The organism is Arthrobacter nitrophenolicus (assembly GCF_000332815.1).
Lineage (GTDB): Bacteria > Actinomycetota > Actinomycetes > Actinomycetales > Micrococcaceae > Arthrobacter > Arthrobacter nitrophenolicus.
Window position 1 is genome coordinate 1 of sequence record NZ_AOFD01000035.1, and the last position, 20,535, is coordinate 20,535.

20 protein-coding genes and 2 pseudogenes are annotated in these 20,535 nt (G+C 67.9%); 5 read left to right on the forward strand and 17 right to left on the reverse strand.

All coding sequences use genetic code 11. The features are described from left to right. Positions 1-1,513 (forward strand): HNH endonuclease signature motif containing protein (locus tag G205_RS22920; protein WP_009358375.1); only part of this gene is annotated, 1,513 nt, incomplete at its 5' end. Between the two features lie 63 nt (positions 1,514-1,576). On the opposite strand, the gene G205_RS13025 is transcribed toward G205_RS22920, so the two are convergent. Further along, entirely contained in the window at positions 1,577-2,203 is a 627-nt protein-coding gene (locus G205_RS13025) for a TetR/AcrR family transcriptional regulator (protein ID WP_009358376.1), read from the reverse strand. A gap of 130 nt (positions 2,204-2,333) precedes the next feature. On the opposite strand from G205_RS13025, the gene G205_RS13030 reads away from it, so the two are divergent. Further along, positions 2,334-2,600 (forward strand): hypothetical protein, encoded by a 267-nt coding sequence (locus tag G205_RS13030; RefSeq protein ID WP_009358377.1) that lies wholly within the window; start codon positions 2,334-2,336, stop codon positions 2,598-2,600. Positions 2,601-2,648: 48 nt separating this feature from the next. Here G205_RS13030 and G205_RS13035 read toward each other — a convergent pair whose 3' ends face one another. From G205_RS13035 to G205_RS13100, 14 genes and pseudogenes are all read right to left on the reverse strand, one after another. Continuing rightward, positions 2,649-3,581 carry a 4-phosphopantoate--beta-alanine ligase gene (locus tag G205_RS13035; RefSeq protein ID WP_009358378.1) on the reverse strand — a complete coding sequence of 311 codons (933 nt, stop codon included), beginning with the start codon at positions 3,579-3,581 and terminating at the stop codon, positions 2,649-2,651. Positions 3,582-3,583: 2 nt separating this feature from the next. Next, positions 3,584-4,477, reverse strand: a complete 894-nt coding sequence (locus tag G205_RS13040) for a Rossmann-like and DUF2520 domain-containing protein (protein ID WP_009358379.1) — start codon at positions 4,475-4,477, stop codon at positions 3,584-3,586. Next, entirely contained in the window at positions 4,470-6,113 is a 1,644-nt protein-coding gene (locus G205_RS13045) for a PH domain-containing protein (protein ID WP_009358380.1), read from the reverse strand. Before G205_RS13045 ends, G205_RS13040 begins: the two co-directional genes overlap by 8 nt. Continuing rightward, positions 6,110-6,622: a PH domain-containing protein gene (locus tag G205_RS13050; RefSeq protein ID WP_009358381.1), complete on the reverse strand. Its 513-nt coding sequence runs from the start codon at positions 6,620-6,622 to the stop codon at positions 6,110-6,112. Before G205_RS13050 ends, G205_RS13045 begins: the two co-directional genes overlap by 4 nt. Beyond that, entirely contained in the window at positions 6,603-7,148 is a 546-nt protein-coding gene (locus tag G205_RS13055; protein ID WP_009358382.1) for a DUF3180 domain-containing protein, read from the reverse strand. The genes G205_RS13050 and G205_RS13055 overlap by 20 nt, the downstream gene beginning before the upstream one ends. Then, entirely contained in the window at positions 7,145-7,690 is a 546-nt protein-coding gene (gene folK / locus G205_RS13060; RefSeq protein WP_009358383.1) for a 2-amino-4-hydroxy-6-hydroxymethyldihydropteridine diphosphokinase, read from the reverse strand. The genes G205_RS13055 and folK overlap by 4 nt, the downstream gene beginning before the upstream one ends. Beyond that, positions 7,687-8,118, reverse strand: coding sequence for a dihydroneopterin aldolase (gene folB / locus G205_RS13065; RefSeq protein WP_009358384.1), 432 nt, complete (start codon positions 8,116-8,118; stop codon positions 7,687-7,689). The genes folK and folB overlap by 4 nt, the downstream gene beginning before the upstream one ends. Before the next feature lie 14 nt (positions 8,119-8,132). Continuing rightward, positions 8,133-9,053: a dihydropteroate synthase gene (folP, locus tag G205_RS13070; protein WP_009358385.1), complete on the reverse strand. Its 921-nt coding sequence runs from the start codon at positions 9,051-9,053 to the stop codon at positions 8,133-8,135. 11 nt (positions 9,054-9,064) lie between these two features. Beyond that, a complete protein-coding gene (gene folE / locus G205_RS13075; RefSeq protein WP_009358386.1) occupies positions 9,065-9,709 on the reverse strand; it encodes a GTP cyclohydrolase I FolE in 645 nt (214 codons plus the stop codon). A 9-nt stretch (positions 9,710-9,718) separates the two neighbouring features. Next, positions 9,719-11,782, reverse strand: coding sequence for an ATP-dependent zinc metalloprotease FtsH (gene ftsH, locus G205_RS13080; protein WP_009358387.1), 2,064 nt, complete (start codon positions 11,780-11,782; stop codon positions 9,719-9,721). A 189-nt stretch (positions 11,783-11,971) separates the two neighbouring features. Next, positions 11,972-12,343: a VOC family protein gene (locus G205_RS13085; RefSeq protein WP_009358388.1), complete on the reverse strand. Its 372-nt coding sequence runs from the start codon at positions 12,341-12,343 to the stop codon at positions 11,972-11,974. A gap of 3 nt (positions 12,344-12,346) precedes the next feature. Next, positions 12,347-12,898: a hypoxanthine phosphoribosyltransferase gene (gene hpt / locus G205_RS13090; RefSeq protein WP_009358389.1), complete on the reverse strand. Its 552-nt coding sequence runs from the start codon at positions 12,896-12,898 to the stop codon at positions 12,347-12,349. 30 nt (positions 12,899-12,928) lie between these two features. Further along, positions 12,929-13,993 (reverse strand): tRNA lysidine(34) synthetase TilS, encoded by a 1,065-nt coding sequence (tilS, locus tag G205_RS13095; protein ID WP_200859162.1) that lies wholly within the window; start codon positions 13,991-13,993, stop codon positions 12,929-12,931. A gap of 138 nt (positions 13,994-14,131) precedes the next feature. After that, positions 14,132-15,206 (reverse strand): annotated as a pseudogene (locus G205_RS13100) (zinc-dependent metalloprotease). A gap of 514 nt (positions 15,207-15,720) precedes the next feature. Here G205_RS13100 and G205_RS21940 point away from each other — a divergent pair. Next, entirely contained in the window at positions 15,721-15,867 is a 147-nt protein-coding gene (locus tag G205_RS21940) for a hypothetical protein (RefSeq protein ID WP_160166612.1), read from the forward strand. A gap of 10 nt (positions 15,868-15,877) precedes the next feature. Here G205_RS21940 and dacB read toward each other — a convergent pair whose 3' ends face one another. Next, a complete protein-coding gene (gene dacB / locus G205_RS13105) occupies positions 15,878-17,398 on the reverse strand; it encodes a D-alanyl-D-alanine carboxypeptidase/D-alanyl-D-alanine endopeptidase (protein ID WP_009358392.1) in 1,521 nt (506 codons plus the stop codon). A 155-nt stretch (positions 17,399-17,553) separates the two neighbouring features. Here dacB and G205_RS13110 point away from each other — a divergent pair, with 155 nt between their 5' ends. Next, positions 17,554-18,042 carry an inorganic diphosphatase gene (locus G205_RS13110; protein ID WP_009358393.1) on the forward strand — a complete coding sequence of 163 codons (489 nt, stop codon included), beginning with the start codon at positions 17,554-17,556 and terminating at the stop codon, positions 18,040-18,042. A gap of 197 nt (positions 18,043-18,239) precedes the next feature. Further along, positions 18,240-19,581 (forward strand): annotated as a pseudogene (locus G205_RS13115) (carboxylesterase family protein). Between the two features lie 9 nt (positions 19,582-19,590). On the opposite strand, the gene G205_RS20680 reads toward G205_RS13115, so the two are convergent. After that, positions 19,591-20,421, reverse strand: coding sequence for an alpha/beta fold hydrolase (locus tag G205_RS20680; protein ID WP_009358394.1), 831 nt, complete (start codon positions 20,419-20,421; stop codon positions 19,591-19,593). Positions 20,422-20,535 lie beyond the last annotated feature (114 nt).

A 20,535-nucleotide genomic window follows, 5' to 3' on the forward strand; every position in this document is an offset into this window, starting at 1 on the left:
CCCCGCCGCCGTAGCCCTCGCGGACCACTTCCTGGACCCCGACGCACCGAACCCGGCCCGCGGCTGCCCCGCCGCGAACCTTGTGCCGTCCCGGCTGCGGGCCAAGGTCCGGGCCTGGCGCGAACGCCACCACCCCTTATCCATCGAAAAACGCCACGCAAGGTCCGCGGTGGACCGGCGGGTCGAATTCACCCCGGACCGCGACGGCATGGCGTGGTTCGCGGTCTATATGCGGGCAGACTGCGCGTTGGCGGCCTGGAACAAAACTACAGCCATCGCCCGCGGCCTCCAGGGCCCCAACGAAACCCGCACTCTTTCCCAAATCAGGGCCGACGAAGTCGCCCGACGCCTCCTCGCCCCCGCCCAAGCCATAACTACCACCACAGACGCCAGCACCGGCGCCGGCTCCGGCTCCGGCTCCGGCTCCGGGCTGAGCATGGCCTCCCCGGCCGGCGGCGGGGACACGACAGGCGCCGGTGGCGGGGACACGGAAGGCGACGAGGTTCAACATGTTGCGGAGGAACAGTTCCCGGATGAATTCCTCGGGCTCGCCACACTCGTCGGATCAGACGAACCAGCAGCGGACCTCGGCATCCCCGACAACACTCACCTCGGAACCAACAGTCACATCGACGCAACCAGTAACCCTGCCACCCAGGACAACAGCGCCGGCCAAGCAGGAACCAGCACCAACACCAGCGGCCAGGCAGGAACCAGCATCACCACCACGTCCCCTGACGCCAGCCCCGAAACCGGGAACGTCCCCACACCCCGCACCGACGTCCTCGTCACCGTCCCCGTGTTCGCCCTGCTCGGCATGACTGACGAACCGGCCACCCTCGACGGCTACGGCCCGATCCCCGCGTCGATGGCCCGCAAACTCCTCGCCGACGGAGCAGAGTCCTTCACCCGCGTCCTCATCGACCCGCGCGACGGCGCCCCACTGGAAATCGGCCGCACCAGCTACCGGCTCACCAAAGCAATGCGGCAAGCCCTGGCCCTCAGGGACGGCAAATGTACCTTCCCCGGTTGCAACAACAACGCCCTCGACAACGAAGCCGACCACCTCCGAGCGTGGCAACACGGCGGAACCACCGGAATCAGCAACCTGGCACAACTCTGCCCAAAGCACCACCGGCTTAAACACAACAGCGGCTGGACACCCACCCAAGCAACAAAAAACGAACCACCAAGCTGGACCTCACCCACCGGCCGCACCTACCCCGCCGAACAACCCGACCGGGAACCAACCACCTGGCCAGACAACGTCCTGCTCAAGGAGATGAATACTGTGCCGCATCTGCTGGATCCCCCATGTGAAGAGCCATCCTGGGAAGAACCAGAAGACGACAACCTCATCGACGCCGACGACATCGCACCCTACGACCCCGTCTGGGACGACTTCTACAACATGCCCATCGAACTCCCACCGGATCCAGAAAAGGACCTAACCCTCAGGGGCAGGACCCTTAGCGATTGGGCTTCAGGCGTCCCATCCTTGCTTCACACCTGAACGCGCCCGAAGAACCCAGCTACGGCTGAAGCCACGCAAACCTGCGGTACGACGGTTAGCGAATCAGGAACCGGGCCGGTGGTGCTCAATCAGCCAGCCCGCCATCTGCTGCGCGCGCTTGTTGGCTTTCATGTCACCCTCGGTAGCGGAAATGATGGACCCCTTCATGAGGATGTGCCAGGACCGGGAAAACTCCTCCGGACGGACTAGCCCGGCTTCCTCCGCCAGCACCTGCACATGGCCCCGGATCTTCGCCAGGTAGTCGATGCTGGCCTGGCCCAGCGGGTGGGCCGGACCCATCTCCAGCAGGACGTTGATGAAGGAGCAGGCCTCGAAGTCTTCCCGGAGGAACCAGTCCCCAAACACGTCGAAGATGGCCAGCAACTGCTCTTCGGGAGTGCTGCCGCGGCGGCGGGCCTCGGAAACAATGGCTTTGACGGTCCACTCTTTGTCACGCTGCTCAAGGAAGGCCAGGACCAGGGAATCCTTTGACGGGAAGTGCCGGTAGAACGTCGCCTTGGCCACGCCCGACTTCTCGATCAGCTCGTTGACCCCCACATCGCGGACACCCCGCCTGGAGAAGAGGTCATAGGCGACCGTCAGGATTTTCTCCACGGAGCCGGCAGGACTGATCGCCGCATCTGCCGCCGGAGGGGCGGCAGGCGGTGTGAATTCTGCCTCGGGATTCATTGCAATCCCAGTCTATCGTGGGGAAGACAGACCGGTCTTTCCCGCTGTAATGTTTTTCCTACGCGCAGTGCTACGGACACCGTGGAGGCCAGCCACACCGGCCACTTCGGATTGGTGCAAGGAGGCCCCTATGTCAGCAGAGCGGTTGTTCCAAAGCGTGCCTTCGGATCCCGACCCCTGGATGGCCGGCGATACCCCTGCCGAGATCAGGCAGTTCGCCATCGAATCCCTCCGGTGGCAGGCACAGGAAATCATCGACGAACTGCTCTGCAGCAAGGATCCCAGCGAAGAGCTCTCCCGCGCGAGGCTACGACGGTGCGTGGCCCGGAACCCCGGCCGCCCCGAACGGGCACTCCTCGAACAGCTCATGACCAACCGCGAGCACCCCGGACTGTAGCCGGCGGAAAGGCCCCTTGCGCCCGGGTCGCGGTTCCAGGGGTGCCGGTCACGAATTCAGGGGCGCGTTGTCGATCAGGCGTACCGGCCCCACCTTTGCGGCGATGAGTGCCAGCGCCTCGCCACGGAACGGGGTCTCGCGGCAGTTCTCGGCAAGCGGCTCCAGGGTGGCGGGATCCACCACATCGAAGTAGTCCAGCTCCACGAGCGGTTGGGACTTCACCAGGTCTACGGCCGATTCCAGGTCCAGCGGCTCCCGCGCGGCAGCCCGCGCCTCCAGCAGCCGCAGCGCCCGGGACAGCACCAGCGCCGCCTCCCGCTCGTCGTCCGAGAGGAACCGGTTACGGCTGGACAGCGCGAGTCCTTCCGCGGACCGGACGGTGGGAACCCCCACAATCTCCACCGGGAAGTTCAGATCAGCCACCATGCGCCGCACCAGCGCCAGCTGCTGGGCGTCCTTCTGCCCGAAGTATGCGCGGTAGGCCGGGAGCCGGGTTCCGGCACCATCGGCTACTGCCGGACCGGAACCGGGGAGCCCCGCGGCAGGGATGCCGTAGTGCAGCAGCTTGGCCACCACGGTGAGGGCGCCGTCGAAGTGCCCGGGGCGGGAGGCGCCCTCCCACTTCTCCCCCAGCCGTCCGGACGTGATCCGCACCAGCGGTTCCCCGCCGGGATAGACCTCCTCCACCGAAGGCGCGAAAGCCAGGTCCACGCCTTCCGCGTCCAGCAGCGCAAGATCCGCGTCCAGCGTGCGCGGATAGCGGTCCAGGTCCACTGCATCGCCGAACTGCAGCGGGTTGACGAAGATGCTGGCCACCACCACATCGTTCTGCGCGACGGCGGCACGCGCCAGGGCGGCATGGCCCTCGTGAAGCGCGCCCATGGTGGGCACCAGGGCCTGGGACACGCCCTGCTTGGCGGCCAGGAGCCGGGCACTCTCGGCGTGCAGTTCCGCCACTGTGGTCACGAGCTTGATGGGCATCGTCAGTCCTCCCTCTGTTCCAGGGCGTGCCGCAGCCCGTCCAGCTGATCGGGTTTCAACAGTCCGCGCCCTTCGGCCCGCCGCGCCGTGGCCCGTGCCATCGCCAGGTAGGCCTCCAGCACGTCGCCCTGCCCGCCACCGTCGTACTCGCGCAAAGCTTCCGCGTGCGCTCTCACCGTTCCGACGTCGCCCCGCGCCACCGGTCCGGTCAGGGCAGATTCGCCCGAGGCCAGTGCGTTTTCCAGGGTGGCGCGCAGCAGCGGGCCAAGCATGCGCTCGGGCTGCTCCACGCCCACCTCGCCCAGCAGCTGGGAGGCCTGCGCCACTAGGGTTACCAGGTGGTTTGACCCGTGCGCCAGCGCTGCATGGTAGAGCGTGCGGTCTGCCTCGGCGATAACCACCGGTTCCGCCCCCATCTCCACCACCAGCGCTTGGGCAATAGGAAGCATGGCCGCGTCCGCGGTGACCCCGAAGGTGCAGTCGAGCAGCCGGGTAAGGTCAAGGCTCATCCCGGTGAAGGTCATGGCCGGATGCAGTGCCAGCGGAACCGCACCCGCGGCACGCACGGGATGCAGGACGCCCACCCCGAACCGGCCCGACGTATGTGCCACCAGCTGGCCCGGCTGCCACGCACCCAGGGTGGCCAGCCCGTCTACGAGATCCGGCAAGGCATCGTCCGGCACCGCGAGCAGCACCAGTTCCGCGCGCTCCACGATGTCCTGCACCTGCAGGACCGGAACGCCGGGAAGCAGCGATTCAGCCCGCTCACGGCTTGCATCAGACACCGCAGACACCCCGACGACCGCATGTTCCGCTGCGCGCAAGGCGGCGCCAAGGACCGCCCCCACTTTCCCTGCACCAATGATTCCGACGCCGAGGCGTCCGGGCTTAGCCATGCTGGCGGCCTTCCTGTTGATCGTGGGCAGGGCTTTCCGCGGGCTGGACCACCGGCCCCGGTTCAGCTGCGGCCGGTGCTGGTTCAACTGCACCCGGCGCCGGTTCAACAGCACCCGGCTGCGGTTCAATCCCTGCCGGTGCCACCTGCCGGAGCCATTGTTCTGTGGTTTGCCGCTTCCTGGCGAGCCTGGCCCTGGCTGACTGGGCGTCGAACAGCGCGAGTGCCTCGTGGCTGTCCGCCTGGGCCAGCCGGGGAGTGACCGGGCCCGCCGTGGTGTGCAGGACCAGGTCGGCAACACCGAACCGGCGCGCCAGAGGTCCCTGGTGCAGCGCCATGGACTGGGTTCGCTGGTGCGGCACCACCACAAGTTCCCGCCACCACCGGCCGGAGCGGATGAGCAGGGCAGTGCCGGTGGCCGTGAAACCGTTCCGGCGCCAGCCCAGCGGGGCAAGAAGCCGTGCGCGCCGCGGCGTGGTGACGAAGCCGCCCTCGGAATCCAGTCCGGTGAGGCCGGCACCAAAAACAGCAGCCGGCTGGTCCGTGCCGGGATCCGGCAGCACCAGCGCGAGCATGCCCATGACGTCCTCGAGCTTCCCCACGGGCAGGAGCGTGGTGCGCGATGTCCCCTCCCCCGCGTTCTCCGCCAGGCCGTAGCCGGCAACGTTGACCTGCATCCGGTACCAGCCGAACGGCCGCCACAGCGGCGGCTGGGTGATCTTCAGGGCCTGGATCCGGCCGGGCGGGAGCGTCTGCGCCTGCGTGTCCAGCAGCCCGTACCGGAGCCGGATGCCGTCCGGCGAGATGGCGGCAGTGAAGTTGTAGCCCTTGTTGAACAGGTTCCAGTAGCTCGCCGCGAGGCCCAGAGCCGCCGGAATCAGGTACAGGTAGAACCCCTGGTTGTCCGTGACGGCGGACAGGACCACGGACACCACGGCGCCCAGGGCCACGAAAAAGCTTTGCTCACTGAGCAGCAGCGAACCGACAAGGCGCGACGGCGGCACCGCAAGCACCGGGAGTTCCGGCGCCTCGGGCGCGGCCTCCCCCGCCCCTTCCGGGCCGAGGTCCACACCTGCGGCCCGGGCGAGGATGGTGGCGCGGAGCTGCCGGGCCTCGTCGATCTTCAGGTAGGCCAGGCGCACGGCTGACTCCCCGGCGTCGGCCACCTCGAACCTCAGTTCGGCCAGGCCGAAGATCCGGGCGAGCAGCGGCTGCACGATGTCGATGGCCTGCACCCGGTCCAGCCTCGCCTGCCGCTGCTGGCGGAACAGGAAGCCGGTGTTGACCCTGACGTAGCCGCCGGATACCTGGTACTTGGTGAAGTACCAGGTGAGGACGAAACCCAGCACGGTGAGCAGCAGCACGGTCCCGCCGCCGGCCAGCAGGAACGGCGCCCGGCCTGCCAGCCCTTCCTCGAACACGGGCCGGCCCTGGAGCGACCGCTCGAAAATGTCGCGGCCGAAGAAGAAACCGATCGCCACCAGCGCCAGCCAGCCCCGGACGAACGGCGAGGCTGGGTGCACGCGCAACCACTCGCCGTCGGGCGCCAACTGGCCTGCAGCGGGCGGCGGGGAGGCGGCCGGCAGGGGCGCGTTTGCAGGCCCGCCCGGGCCGGGGATCCGCCCGTCAGCGGTCACAGCCCTGCCAGCCTGGCTTCGCCCCGGGCTGCCAGCTGTTCACGGAGCCGGGCGCCTTCGGCTGCGGGCAGGCCCGGGATCCTGGCGTTGGTTCCGGGCGACGCGGTATGCAGCTTGAGCGTGCACAGGCCAAGCCCGCGTTCCACCGGCCCCACCCCGATGTCCACGTACTGCATCCGGCCGTACGGAACGGCCATAGTGCGCTGGAAGAAGATTCCGGTGCGGATCAGGAGGTCGTCGTCCCGTTCTGCATAGCCAATGGCGCGGACCTGGCGCGGGATCAGCACCAGCCGCCAGACAGCAACCACGAGCATCCCGGCGGGAACGGCGACGGCCAGCCAAAGCGGCGGCCAGATCCACCAGCCCAGGAGCACGAACACCAGGGGCAGGGACAGCAGCAGTACGGCAACCACGTTGCCCAGGGCCCACTCCACCAGGCGGACCGTGACGTACTTGGGCGAGACCCGCTGCCAGACGATGCCCGGCGGATCAATCGCCCCGGTATGCATATTCGCCTTCCCCTGCGGCCTCCCCGCGGACCGCGCGGCCGGGCTTGCCGTCCACGCCCTTGGTGTCGCCGTCCTCCGGCGGGATCCGGCAGAAGCGCTCCACCAGCAGGCCCACCACGATCATCACCAGTCCGCCGCCGGCCATGGCCAGGGCCAGCCAGGTGATGCCCTGGTCGCTGCGGAGGCTCCAGATGCGCAGCTGGTCCAGGAAAATGCCCACGTGCCAGCCCAGGAGTACGGTGCCTGCGTAGGCGCATGCCTGGGCGAGGACCAGGGTGCGGGCGGCCAGGAGCGGATCCAGCACGGTCTTCTTTTTGGTGCTGTCCTTGAGGCTGTTGCGCCACCGCAGGACGCGGATCCCCAGGATGAGGGTGATGGCCACGATCACGCCCATGGTGGCGAGGGCGGTGGCAGGCAGGACCGGAGTGGCCATGCTGTACCGGCTGGTGACCACTGTGGCCGACCAGCCGGCAACGGCCAGGATGACGCCGATGACCAGGAGGCGCAGCGGGCTGATGGGCTTCATCGTTCCTCCACCGCCCCGGCCGTGGGCATACCGTCGAAATCCCCGAAGCCGTCGAACGGCGCCAGGTCTTCGAAGTCGTCAGCCCGGGCAGCCAACGCGCTGATGCGTTCACCCTCCAGCGTTGCGGCGGGTTCAATCAGGGACCAGGGGTACAGGACGAAGGCCCGGCTGGCGGCCCGGGGATGCGGCAGCGTGAGCACGGGGTTGTCGCTGCGGAGGTCCCCGTAGGTGATGATGTCGACGTCGAGCGTCCGCGGTCCCCAGCGCACCTCCCGTACCCGGTGGTGCTTGTTCTCCACCGCATGGCAGTGTGCCAGCAGCTCGAGCGGGGAAAGGCTGGTTTCCACCGTGATGACCATGTTCAGGAAGTCGGGCTGGCCTGGCGGGCCACCCACCGCTTTGGTCTGGACGATCGGGGACACGTCCAGGAGCCGTACTTCCGGCGGGTCAACGAGGTCCCCCACCGCTTCGGACAACGTGTCGTTCCGCTCCCCCAGGTTGCTGCCAAGGGCCAGCACCACCTTGGCATAGCCGGCATTCACGCCGTATCCCCCTCCACGGGCCTCTCCCCGTGCGCGGACCGTTCCCGCCGGGCCGGCTGTTCCCGGTGCACGGGCTTCTCGCGGTGGACAGAGACTGCCACATCGCCGAAGGGCACCTCGATGGGTGCCTGCGGCTTGTGCACGGTGATGTCCACCGCCCGGAGTGGGAATTCCGCCAGCAGGCTGTCGGCAATCCTGACAGCCAGGGCTTCGATCAGATTCAGCGGTTCACCCGAGACCCATTCGGTAATACGCTGCGCAACCTCGCCGTAGTGCGCTGTGTCGGCGACGTCGTCGGATTCCGCCGCCTTGGCGAAGTCCAGGTACAGGACTGCGTCCACGACAAAAGGCTGGCCGTCGCGGCGTTCGAAATCAAAAACGCCGTGATGGCCGACGGCGGTCACACCGGTCAGCGTAATCCTGTCCATGGGTCCCCCGGCCCTTACGTCGTTGTGGAGGCGGCCGCGAGGCGGGCGGCGACCTTGACGGCGTCCAGGCTGGCGCCGACGTCGTGCACGCGGACCGCCCAGGCGCCGCGGTAGGCGCAGATGGCGGTGATCGCGGCGGTGGCGGAGTCGCGCTCCTCAGGAGAGGCAGACTTGCCGGCCACGGTCAGCAGGGTTCCCAGGAACCGCTTGCGGGAAGCACCTACCAGGACCTTGTGGCCCAGGCTGTCCAGCTGGTCCAGGTTCTGCAGGAGCTCCCAGTTCTGCGCGTCGTTCTTCGCGAAGCCGAGGCCTGGATCGATGATGATCTGCTCCTGGCTGACGCCCGCGGCGTAGAGCTTGTCCCGCACGCCGGCGAGTTCGGCCACCACTTCCCCGGCCACATCCGTGTATTCCGCTAGGGAATTCATGGTCCGGGCGTCGCCGCGGCGGTGGGTGAGGATGTACGGGACCTTGGAAGCGGCCACGAGTTCGGCCATCTCAGGTTCGATGCTGAGGCCGGAGATGTCGTTGATGATCGCCGCGCCGGCGGCCACTGCGGCAGCAGCGGTGGAGGCGTGGGTGGTGTCGATGCTGACCAGCGCCCCCGCCTTGACCAGGGCCTCGATGACGGGAATGACGCGGCGCTGCTCTTCTTCCGGGCTGACGTCCTCAGCGCCCGGGCGGGTGGATTCGCCCCCGACGTCGATGATGTCCGCTCCGGCGTAAAACATACGCAGGCCGGCGGCGATGGCGCTGTCCGCGGTGGCATGCTTGCCGCCGTCGCTGAAGGAATCGGGCGTGACATTCAGGATTCCCATGACCAGGGTGCGGTCGGTGGGAAGGTCTTCGAAGCGCGCTGCCGGGCGCGGTTTGCGCAGGATGGGCAGCGGCGAGGTTGCGGGCCCGGTTCCCGGGGCTGCAGCTAGTGAGTCCATGGTCTGTTTGGTTACCTTCCGAGGATGAGGCTCATGGCTTCGGCACGGGTGGCCGGGTCATGAAGCTGCCCGCGGACCGCGCTGGTGACGGTCTTCGCTCCGGGCTTGCGGATACCGCGCATTGACATGCACATGTGCTCGCATTCGACAACAACGATGGCGCCACGCGGGTTGAGGTGGCGGACCAGTGCTTCGACGATCTCAGTGGTGAGCCGCTCCTGTACCTGGGGGCGGCGGGCGTAGATATCCACCAGCCGGGCCAGCTTGCTCAGCCCGGTGATTTTTCCGTCATGCGAGGGGATGTAACCAACGTGGGCCATTCCGTGGAACGGCACCAGGTGGTGCTCGCAGGTGGAGTAGAAGGGGATGTCCTTGACCAGGACCAGTTCCTCGTGGTCCAGGTCGAAGGTGGTGGACAGGACGTCCGCCGGGTCATGGTGCAGCCCGGCGAACACTTCCGCGTACGCCTTGGCCACCCGTTTCGGGGTGTCGACCAGGCCGCTGCGGTCGGGGTCCTCGCCGATGGCCAGCAGGATTTCGCGGACGGCCGCCTCGATCCTTGGCCGGTCCACTTTCTGGTGCTTGGAATGGGAGGAACCATCCTCCGCCAGGGTGTCGGCGGAAGCGGGAACGTCGTCGTCGTCGAAGGAAGTCACGAAGAAAGCTTAGCCGCGAAGGGCGTCAGGCCCCGAGTCCGTGACCCCGCCCTTGAACGGTGCATCCTCCGGGACGCCCTGCGGATGCGGGGGCTGGGCGTCCAGCGGCTCGTCCAGGCGGGCCTGCTTGGCTTCCTCCTGCGCCTCGCGTTCGGCCCGTTCCCGCGGCGTTTCCACGGGCCCGGCCATCTGCACCGGCCGGGTCTCCTTGGACAGCCACACCTCGCGGAAGTCGCGCTTGCGGACGTCACGGAAGATGTCGGCAATCTCGGCCTGGTTCAGCGTTTCGCGTTCCAGCAGTTCGAGGGCCAGGCGGTCCAGGACGTCGCGGTTCTCGGTGAGGATGGCGTAGGCCTCGTCGTGGGCCTGGTCGATCAGGCGGCGCACTTCCTCGTCCACCACATAAGCGATCTGGTCCGAGTAGTTGCGCTCGTGCCCGGCGTCGCGGCCCAGGAACGGCTCGCCACCGCCCTGTCCGAGGCGGACGGCGCCCACGCGCTCGCTCATGCCGTATTCGGTGACCATCTTGCGGGCGGTGCCGGTGGCCTTCTCGATGTCGTTCGATGCGCCGGTGGACGGGTCGTGGAAGACGATCTCCTCGGCCACGCGGCCACCCATGGCGTAGGCCATCTGGTCCAGGAGTTCGTTGCGGGTTACGGAGTACTTGTCGTTCTCCGGGACCACCATGGTGTAGCCGAGGGCGCGGCCGCGGGGCAGGATGGTGATCTTGGTGACCGGCGCGGAGTTGCGCAGCGCGGCCGCCACCAGGGCGTGGCCGCCTTCGTGGTACGCGGTGATCTTGCGTTCGTGTTCCTTCATGACCCGGCTGCGCTTCTGCGGGCCGGCCATGACGCGGTCGATGGCCTCGTCCAGCGCACGGTCATCAATCAGGTTGGCGTTGGAGCGGGCCGTGAGCAGCGCGGCCTCGTTGAGCACGTTGGCAAGGTCCGCGCCCGTGTAGCCGGGGGTCTTCTTGGCGACTGCCTTGAGGTCGACGCCGGGGGCCATCGGCTTGCCCTTGGCGTGTACCTGCAGGATCTGGTCGCGGCCGATCAGGTCCGGGGCATCCACGCCGATCTGGCGGTCGAAGCGGCCCGGACGGAGCAGCGCGGGGTCCAGCACGTCGGGACGGTTGGTGGCGGCGATGAGGATCACGTTGGTCTTGACGTCGAAGCCGTCCATCTCAACCAGCAGCTGGTTCAGGGTCTGTTCGCGTTCGTCGTTGCCGCCGCCGATGCCGGCACCGCGGTGGCGGCCGACGGCGTCGATCTCGTCAACGAAGATGATGGCCGGGGAGTTGGCCTTGGCCTGCTCGAAGAGGTCGCGGACGCGGGAGGCACCCACACCGACGAACATTTCCACGAAGTCGGAACCGGAGATGGAGAAGAAGGGGACGCCGGCCTCGCCGGCGACGGCGCGGGCCAGGAGGGTCTTACCGGTGCCCGGAGGGCCGTAGAGGAGTACGCCCTTGGGAATCTTGGCACCGACGGCCTGGAATTTGGCGGGTTCCTGCAGGAATTCCTTGATTTCCTGCAGTTCCTCGACGGCCTCGTCGGAGCCGGCGACGTCCGCGAAGGTCACCTGCGGCATGTCCTTGCTGACCATCTTGGCCTTGGACTTGCCGAACTGCATGATCTTGGAGCCGCCGCCCTGCATACGGGTCATGAGGAACCAGAAGAGTGCGCCAAGGAGGATGACGGGGATCAGGAGGGACAGCAGGCCGGAGAACCAGTTGCTCTCGATGGGCTGGTCCGTGTAACCCTGGGCCGGACGGGCATCGGTGACAGCTTTAACCACGTCTTCCGCGCGGGCGTCCACGAAGAAGAACTGGACGCTCTTGCCCTTGTCCTGGCCGTCCAGGTTCAGGTTGTCCCGCAGCGTCAGGTCAACCCGGTTTTCGCCGTCGAAGATCTTTGCCTGCTCCACCTGGTCGCCGGCGAGCAGTTCAAGGCCCTTGTCGGTGTCGATCCGTGCCGCACCGCCGGGAGCCAGCGTCGCAAAAGCCACCAGGAGCAGACCGACCACGACGACGATCCAGATGCCCGGGCCCTTGAAAAAGTTCTTAGCTTTCATCTGTTCGGGGGCTGGCCCCGTCCCTTCTGGTAGTGCTGCACGGCGAGTAGTTTGCGCGCGTGATGGTGCTGCGTCAGCTTCTAGCTATACACCGTCCGGAGTAGATCACGCATGGTGAAAAGCAAAAGTTCCCTGTAGGCGTACGGGCGCCGGGGCTGGCCCGGGGACTGCTGGGTACACACGCGGCACCTACACGTGCTGGTCCAGGTAGACGGGGTTGCCGTCCGGATCTGCCAGGATCGCGCTTGCGGGGCCCGTTGTTGCCTCGTCCGCCTCGGCGTCGAACCTGGCGCCCTGGGCCTTCAGCTGCCGCTGGAGTTCACGGACATCCGTGAACGACCCGAGCGCTTCGGCGTCCTGGTTCCAGCCGGGGTTGAAGATCAGCACGTTTTTCTCAAGCATCCCCTGGAACAGCCCGATGTTCGCGTGGCCGTTCTTCATGATCACCCAGTTCTGGGCCGGATCCCCGGCGTACTGCGTGAAGCCCAGTTTCCCGTAGAACTCCATGGACGCCGCAAGGTCCTCCACGGCGAGGCCTACCGAAAAAGCGCCGAGTTCCATGGCTTACTCGTATACGTGCGGGGCCAGCGTGCCCACGAAGTCCAGGTTGCGGTACTTCTCGGCGTAGTCCAGGCCGTAGCCCACCACGAACTCGTTGGGGATGTCGAAGCCCACGTACTTGACGTCGATTTCCACCTTGGCGGCGGTGGGCTTGCGGAACGCGGTGCAGATTTCCACGGACGCGGTGCCGCGCGATTCCAGGTTGGTCTTCAGCCAGGACAGGGTCAGGCCGGAGTCGATGATGTCCTCGACGATCAGCACGTCCTTGCCCATCAGGTCCGTATCGAGGTCCTTGAGGATGCGCACCACGCCGGAGGACTGCGTGCCGGAGCCGTAGGAGGAGACAGCCATCCAGTCCATCGAGATGTGGCTGTGCAGCGCCCGGGCCAGGTCGGCCATGACCATGACAGCGCCCTTGAGCACGCCCACGATGAGGATTTCGCGTCCCTCGTAGTCCTTGTCGATCTGGGCTGCGAGTTCGGTGATCCGCTGCTGGATCTGTTCCTTGGTGTAGAGAACGTGCTTGAGGTCTGCCTGGACGTCGTTTGAATCCACCAATGGCTCCTGTGTAGATGCGGGGTGCGACTATTTTGTGGGCGGCTTTTGATGCCGGAACACTAGCTTCCCACAGCGCGGCCCTCCACGGGGAACGGATCCGGGCTGATCCGGCCCGGCATCGTCCGGGGCGCTTTCCAGTTCAGCCAGCGACAACCGGTACACGCCTACTCCGCCAGGAAGCTGGACGGGACCCGCGGAGCCCTGCCGCCGCAGCAGCGCCTCCGCCGCAAGGAGCCGCTGGTAGCTGGGCTGTTGCCCGCCGACGTCGGCCGCTGCCTTGGCGATCACGCGGAACCGGATGGCGGGGGCCAAGGCGCGCAACGCCTCCTCGGGGAGGGCGACGTCGGGACCGGTCCGCTCGGCCAGGGCGGCGTAGGTGCTTTCGGCCACATCCTCGAGGTAGTCGGCGTCGAGCTGCAGGATGGCTGCCGTCCGGGCCAGGGATTCGGCAACGCCCGGACCCAGCTTCTCCTCAAGGTGCGGGAGGACCTCCACCCGGGTGCGGGACCTGGCGAAGGACGGGTCAGCGTTGGTGGGATCGTGCCAGGGCTCCAGTTCCTCCACGGCGCAGATCTCCTCGGTATCCGCGCGCCGGAGGCCCAGGAACGGCCGCAGCAGGACGCTGTTTCCCTGGCCCCGGCGGGCAGGCCGCATGCCGGCGAGGGAACGGGTTCCCGAGCCGCGGGCAAGCCCCAGCAATACCTGTTCGGCCTGGTCATCGAGCGTATGCCCGAGCAGGATTGCGTCAGCGCCCTGGCCGGCAGCCGCCGCTTCCAGGGCTTCGTGCCGCGCTTCCCGGGCCGCGGCCTCCGGGCCCATGCCCGCGCCCGCCACGGTCACGGCGCGGATCTCCACCGGTGACAGTCCAAGGTCCGTCAGCGCCGCTGCCGTGCGTGCGGCCACGTGGCCGGAACCTTCCTGGAGCTGGTGGTCCACCACCACCGCACCCACCGTCACCGGGTGGCCCTCAACGTGCCCGCGGCGTGCGAAATAGGCTGCGACGGCGGCGAGCGCCAGCGAGTCCGGCCCGCCGCTGCAGGCCACCAGGACGTGGCGGGGATACCCGGCCTGCGCCAGGGCGTCGCCCAACATCTTGCGCGCGGTGCCAACGACGGGCGCCAGCCTGCCGGGCCGCCGTCGTCCTGTGCTGATGGTCCTGCCTGTGCTGATGGTCCTGCCGGGGACGCTTGCGGGAGCGGCAGCCGCAGGAACAACTTCAGCCTCCGGCAATTACAGTCCCATCCGCTCAAGCCACAGCTTGGCGTCGTGGATCTCAGGCTCGGTGGCAGGTGGTCCACCGACTCCCAGACCCGGTTGAACCCTTCCATCCCGGCAACGTCCACCACGGCGCGGACAAACCGGGCGCCATCGGAGTACTGGCGCATCTTGGCATCGAGTCCCAGGAGCTGCGGATGAACTTCTCGATCACGCCGCGGTCCTTGCCGCGGTCGTTGAAGCGCTGCCGGATGGTCTTCACGGACGGCACAATGCTGGCGTCGACGGCGTCCATCACCACGTTCGCGTGCCCCTCCAGCAGGCTCATCACGGCCGTGAGGTGCGAGATGGCGGCCTTTTCCTCCGGGTCCTGCAGCAGGTCCAGGATGGCGCCCCGGCCGGGGGTGGTGCCGGTGGCCGTGCGGTCCTTCAGCGAGCGGGCGGCCGCCGTGGCCCGCTCCATCAGCGAGTCGACGTTGCCCAGCAGGTGCCCGCTGAGTTCGTCGATCTGCTGCAGCATGTGGTGCCGCAGCCAGGGGGCAGCGGCGAACTGAACGCGGTGGGTCTGCTCGTGCAGGCACACCCAAAGACGGAAGTCCTCCGGCGTGACGTTAAGCTCGCGCTCCACGGACACGATGTTGGGCGCAACCAGCAGGAGCCTGCCGCCCGACGGCGCGTTGGACCCTTCGGCCATCGCTGCGAAGGGATCGTACTGGCCGAGCACCTTGCTCGACAGGAAGGCAAGGACGGCGCCCAACTGGCTTCCGGTGATGGCGCCGCTGACGCTGGCTGCCGCAGGACTCAAGGTTCCGCGGCGGCTTTCAAGCATCTTCTCCATGGCGGGCTTCAGCATCACGGCGAAGCTCTGGGTGTTGGCCTTCGCCCAGGATGCCCTGTCCACCACGAGAACTGTGGAGTCCCGCAGGTCCCGCGCGGCTTCGAGCCCGGTGATTTCGTGGACATGGGATACGGAGGCGTCGGCGAGTCGGCGCAGGCTGTCCACGGCTTCCGCGATTTCCGCCTGGTTCAGGACCGGCCCGGCAGGAGCCAGCCGCGCCGCGGTTGAGGCGGCAAGGTCCCAGTTGATCAGGGATTGGGCAGAAACTGGCTGGGCTGAACCTGGCTGGGCAGTGTTCGGCTGCGCACTGGTGGACTGCCCGTTCGTGGACAGGGCTTCCGACCCGTCCGATGAGGCAAGGTCGATGCGGACTCGCGTGCAGTGGACTCCATAGGTCCCATCAGAACACAGCAGGCCGTGGATCGTCCTTAAGTTCGCTGACCGGCGAACCGCACGGGACTTCCCTGCCGGCGCGGATTCACGCAGTCCGCTTCACAGAGTCCGCGCACACAGTCCGCGCACAGGATCCCGAAAGCCCTTGCCTAAGAGGGCCCGGCAATGTTGTTGCTATCAAGCCGGCGGCCCGGTCCGCACGAACGGCCGGTCCGCACGAACGGCCCTGGCCCGCATAACCGGCGCTCGCCCGCGCCGGTTATGCGGTCCGCGGCCGCTTATATCCGCTGAGCCCATGTCCCCAGGAGGTAACCATGATTCCCTACCGCCCCATTGCTCCCCTGACCGCCGGTCCGCGCAAGGCTGGACATCGGTGGTTGCCGCCGTCGTCATGGCCGCCTTGCTGGGCACCGCTGCCCCTGCCGCCATGGCAGCGGAGGCGGCACCGCCGTCGGGTGCGGCGTCCGCCAGCGTGGCGCCGCAGCTTGCGGCCACGGAACCGGTCCGCCGCGAGTCTTAGCGGCAGAGTCCTAGCGGCAGCCGCAGGCGGCGAGGGCCGTGGCCGCCCTGTCCAGTGCCACCTTGTTGCCCGCAGCACCGGGCGTGAGTCCGTTGCCGATGAAGGAGAACACCAGGAGGCGGCCATCCGCATCCACCACATAGCCGCTCAGCGCCAGCACGGTGTTCAGCGTGCCGGTTTTGGCCCGCACCAGCCCCGCGCCGCCCGCGGTGGTGCCTTCCCCGTACCGGGTGTCCAGGGTGCCGGTCAGGCCGGCCACGGGGAACCCGTCCAGCGCTTCCCTGAGCCTGGCGTCGGTGCCGGCCGTCATGGCACGGACCACCTCGGCGAACTGGCGGGCGGAGACCTGGTTGCCCATCGCAAGCCCGCACACATCAACGAGTTTCATGGAGTCGGCCGGGATGCCGGCCGCTGCCACCTGGGCCTGGACAGCCGCCGTGGCGCCGTCGTTGCTGCCGGGCTGGCCGGTAGCTAGGGCAGCCAGACGGCCCAGTGCCTCGGCGAGGTAGTTGTCCGATTCCCGCAGCATCAGGTCGACCTGCTGGGCCACCGTGGCCGATTCCACTTCCGCCAGGACGGCAGGGTCCGCGCCAGACCCGCCGTCCGCCCCGCCTTGGGCCGCCCCCGGTGAACGTTCGACGCCGGCCGCCACAGTAAGTCCCGCGGCCGCACCCGCTTCCCGCAACCGGGCGGCGAACTCTTGGGCGGCGGTGATGGCCGAGTCCTGCGGGCGCGGTCCGGTGGTGACGGCAGGATCGAAACGTGCCGAGTTCAGTGCCAGCGGATAGAGCGGCGCCACCTCGCCGGCGGCAACATCGCCTTCCTGCCAGGCGGGGTTGAGGGCAGGCCCGGTAAAGAGGGAATCGTCCACCAGGACTTTGACTTCGCCGGTTGTTCCACGTGCCTGCAGCCCCTCCACGGTCCGGGCCGCCAGGGTGGCAAGGCCGGCGTGGCCCAGCACTCGCTCCGCGTCGGATTCCCCGGGGCCCAGCAGGACGTCCCCGCCGCCCGTGAGAACCACCTGGCCCGCGGCCGGGCCGGCAGTCACGGTTGTGCTGAATCGATGCTCCGGGCCCAGGGTGCGCAGCGCCGCCATCGCCGTCAGCAGCTTCATGTTCGACGCCGGCACCCGGCCTTCGGAGGCACCCCTGTCGAAGAGGACCTGGCCCGTGAGCGCATCCTGGACGATGCCCGTGAACCCGCCGCCGCCGTCGGCCTTTAACAGGGGGTCCACCTGGGCGGTGAGCGATTCCCGGGACGGAACCGCGGCGGATGCGTCCAAAGACCGAAGGCCTTGGTGCGGGGAAAGAGTGGCGGGGGCCTGCTGCCACTCCGGAGCAGCAGGCGGCGGGGCGGGCGGCTCCGGGCCAAGGAATCCGGGGGCCACGAGCAGTACGGCGGGGATGGCCAGCACCACCAGGAGTGCGAGGAGCAGGGCCTGCGGCCAGGTGCGGCGCGCACGCTCCCCGCCGTCAATGACACCCCGGCGGATGCGGTCAGGCCACGGATCCGTGCCGGTTGTTTTGGTCATGCTGGTGCTGGTCCTCAAGTCCTGAAATTTCCCCACAAGTTCCTGATTCCAGGGCCTCTCGCTATATCCTCAATTGTAGTCGGCGGCACGGACACTCCTTTTTGTGGGCCCGTCAAGTGTGCCGCGCACCCCCTGCAATTGCCGAGGAGCATTCCATGAAGCACGACGTGACCATCGAGATCCCCAAGGGATCGCGCGTCAAGTACGAAGTTGACCACGAGACCGGCCGCGTCCGCCTGGACCGCGTCCTCTTCACCGCCATGCAGTACCCCACCCACTACGGGTACTTCGAAAACACCCTCGGCGAGGACGGCGATCCCCTGGACGCCCTGGTGCTCCTGCAGGACTTCGACCTGCACCCCGGCGTCATCGTTGAGTCCCGCCCCATCGGCGTCTTCAACATGACCGACGACGGCGGCGGAGACGCCAAGATCCTGTGCGTTCCGGTGGATGCCCGCTTTGACCACATCCAGGAAGTCAGCGACGTCAACGAGTTCCTGATCAAGGAAATCGAGCACTTCTTCACCCGCTACAAGGACCTGGAGCCGGGCAAGTGGGTCAAGGCCGAGGGCTGGGGCGACCGCGCCGCCGCCGAGGCAGAGCTGGAAGCGTCCATCAAGCGCTACGTGCCCACCGCACACTAGTCCCCACCGTCCCCCCTACCTCGCTTCGCTCGGCCAGGGAACCCTGACGGCGTGGGCCCAGTCATAGGACCGACGGCGGGTGCCTGGTTCGCAAGAGCCGGGCACCCGCCGTCGGCCTTAACGTGACGTTTTTGTCCATGTATGGCGGCTTCCCAAGCCCGCAAGTCGCCTTACGTGGACAAAAACTCAAAGGCAGGATGTGGAATCGTGAACCTGTGATTTCCGAGGCTATCTTCAGTCCCCCCTGCGGTCCCGTGCTCGGCTGGCGCGACGGGGACGTCCTCCGCGCCACCGGTATCCCCTACGCCACCGCCGCCCGGTTCCAGCCGCCCGTCCCGGTTCCGGACTGGACGAAGCCCTTCTCCGCCACCTCGCTGGCGCCGGCATGCCCGCAGGGGCCGGTTCCCTTCCTCGACGACGTCCTGGGCACCCGGTACGGCGAACTTCCCGGCAGCGAGGACTGTCAGAACCTGTCCATCACCATGCCCGGGGATGCCGCCGCCGATGAACGCCTGCCCGTCATGGTGTGGATCCACGGCGGCTCCTACACCACGGGCTCGGGCGACCTCGCGATCTTCGATCCTGCCGTGCTGGTGGCCGAAAACCGTGTGGTGGTGGTTTCCGTGACCTACCGGCTGGGGCTGTTCGGATTCCTGGCCACGCACAACGGCCGGCCCGGAAACCTTGGTTTGCTGGACCAGCTGGAAGCCTTCAGGTGGGTGCGGCGGAACATCGCTGCCTTCGGCGGCGACCCCGGCCGGGTGACCGCGTTCGGCCAGTCCGCCGGTGGTGATGCCATCGCCCACCTCATGGCGACGCCGGAAGCGCCGTCGCTCTTTCAACGGGCCATCATCCAGAGCGCACCGCTGGGCATTGCCCGGGGCCGCGCGAAGATGAACCACGCCATGGGCATCGCGGCCGATGCGGTCACCGAGGACACTCCGGCCATGGAGGTGGTGGAGCGGGAAGCGCATGTTGCCCAGGTGGCCCGCAGGTTCGGGATGCTGGCGGCGATGCCCTTCGGTACCCAGTACGGTCACGCGCCGCTGCCCGAAGAAGAGGACATCGAGGCAGCTGGAACCGTTCCGCCCCGGGCATTGACGTGCTGATTGGGCATACCTCGGAAGAAGCGCGGCTGTTCCTGCCACGGAACCGGCTGTTGATGCGGGTGCAGGGCGTTCCCGTGGTGGGAGCCGCGGCGGTGCGCGCTGTGGACCGGGTGGTCACCGAAACCGTGTACGGCAGGGCGGCCCGGAGGTTTGCCCGCCGCCACGCACGCGCAGGCGGCCGTGCACACCGCTACATCCTGCACTGGCACGCGCCGGGCAACATTTTTGGCGCTGCCCACACCATCGACCTTCCGCTGCTTTTCGGCACGCGCAGCACGTGGGAGGGCGTCGGCCTGATCGCCGGTGCCGGCTGGGACGAGGTGGACGCGGTGGGCAGGCAGGTGCGGGCGCTTTGGGCAGCTTCGCCCGCGGTGATGTGCTGGGTGACGCGGGCGGAATCCCGGGGGCCCTCACCTACCAGGCCGCCTAATCCCGGAGTTCAGGCCGCGCCGGCTATGTTCCTGATGGCCTCCACCAGGATGTCCTGGCGCTGGAAGTAGGCGTTGTGCCCGGCATCCTCGACCACCAGGAACCGGGCGCCGGGCACTGTTGCGGCAACGTGCTCGGCTCCGCGCCGGATCCGCGGCCTTTCCTGGTCCCCGATCAGCACCAGCAGCGGGCTGGCTACTGATTCCAGGCCCTGCTGGAACCACTCGACGTCGGCCGGGTCGGCGCTGAGGAATTCCCCCTGGCTTTCCTCAAGGCTGCGGGGATGCCTGGCGGCCTCGATGGCGGTGGCGGTGGAACGGATCCGGATGTAGCGGGCATAGTCGCGCGGGTTGTCGGCGACCCACTGCTCCGTGAAAGAGTTTCCGACGCCCAGCCAGATCCGCTCGTCGTCGTCCAGTGAGCTGAACACCTCGAATTTTTCCGGCTGGCCGGCCTGTCCGGGAGGCGGCACCACCAGCGGCCAGCCCATCCCGCACACCACCAGCGCAGCAGCACCGTCGGGGTGGCGGACGGCCCAGCGGAGTGCCGTCATGCCGCCCATTGACTGGCCCACGATGACCGGCTGCTCAAGGCCGAGGGCGGTGATGAAGGCGTCCAGCTCGGCAACCCGGTCCACCAGCGGCCCCCGCCGCGGGGAGTTGGAGGACCAGCCATGGTCGTAGGTGTCATAGGCCAGGACGCGGAAGCCCTGTTGCAGTTCGCTGATGATCGGCTCCCAGCATGCTGCCCCCGAGGCATGGCCGTGGAGCAGCACCACAGGGCGGCCGCGGCCGGAGTCCGTGTAGTGGATGTCGTTGCCGAGTACGTCAAGCCATGGCACGGGGATGGGTCCTTTCACGCAGGGTCGGCCGGGCAGCCCACCACGCACCAGAGTTGCAGAACCCGGGCAGGGAGTCACGTGGTGTCCGGCGCCGGCCGGACCAACCGAAGGTAG

Excerpts from the sequence above, each read along its gene's own strand:
- G205_RS13025 (WP_009358376.1), bottom strand. The coding sequence starts at position 2,203 with ATGAATCCCGAGGCAGAATTCACACCGCCTGCCGCCCCTCCGGCGGCA.
- G205_RS13030 (WP_009358377.1), top strand. The coding sequence starts at position 2,334 with ATGTCAGCAGAGCGGTTGTTCCAAAGCGTGCCTTCGGATCCCGACCCC.
- G205_RS13035 (WP_009358378.1), bottom strand. The coding sequence starts at position 3,581 with ATGCCCATCAAGCTCGTGACCACAGTGGCGGAACTGCACGCCGAGAGT.
- G205_RS13040 (WP_009358379.1), bottom strand. The coding sequence starts at position 4,477 with ATGGCTAAGCCCGGACGCCTCGGCGTCGGAATCATTGGTGCAGGGAAA.
- G205_RS13050 (WP_009358381.1), bottom strand. The coding sequence starts at position 6,622 with ATGCATACCGGGGCGATTGATCCGCCGGGCATCGTCTGGCAGCGGGTC.
- G205_RS13055 (WP_009358382.1), bottom strand. The coding sequence starts at position 7,148 with ATGAAGCCCATCAGCCCGCTGCGCCTCCTGGTCATCGGCGTCATCCTG.
- folB (WP_009358384.1), bottom strand. The coding sequence starts at position 8,118 with ATGGACAGGATTACGCTGACCGGTGTGACCGCCGTCGGCCATCACGGC.
- folP (WP_009358385.1), bottom strand. The coding sequence starts at position 9,053 with ATGGACTCACTAGCTGCAGCCCCGGGAACCGGGCCCGCAACCTCGCCG.
- ftsH (WP_009358387.1), bottom strand. The coding sequence starts at position 11,782 with ATGAAAGCTAAGAACTTTTTCAAGGGCCCGGGCATCTGGATCGTCGTC.
- G205_RS13085 (WP_009358388.1), bottom strand. The coding sequence starts at position 12,343 with ATGGAACTCGGCGCTTTTTCGGTAGGCCTCGCCGTGGAGGACCTTGCG.
- tilS (WP_200859162.1), bottom strand. The coding sequence starts at position 13,993 with ATGTTGGGCGACGCCCTGGCGCAGGCCGGGTATCCCCGCCACGTCCTG.
- dacB (WP_009358392.1), bottom strand. The coding sequence starts at position 17,398 with ATGACCAAAACAACCGGCACGGATCCGTGGCCTGACCGCATCCGCCGG.
- G205_RS13110 (WP_009358393.1), top strand. The coding sequence starts at position 17,554 with ATGAAGCACGACGTGACCATCGAGATCCCCAAGGGATCGCGCGTCAAG.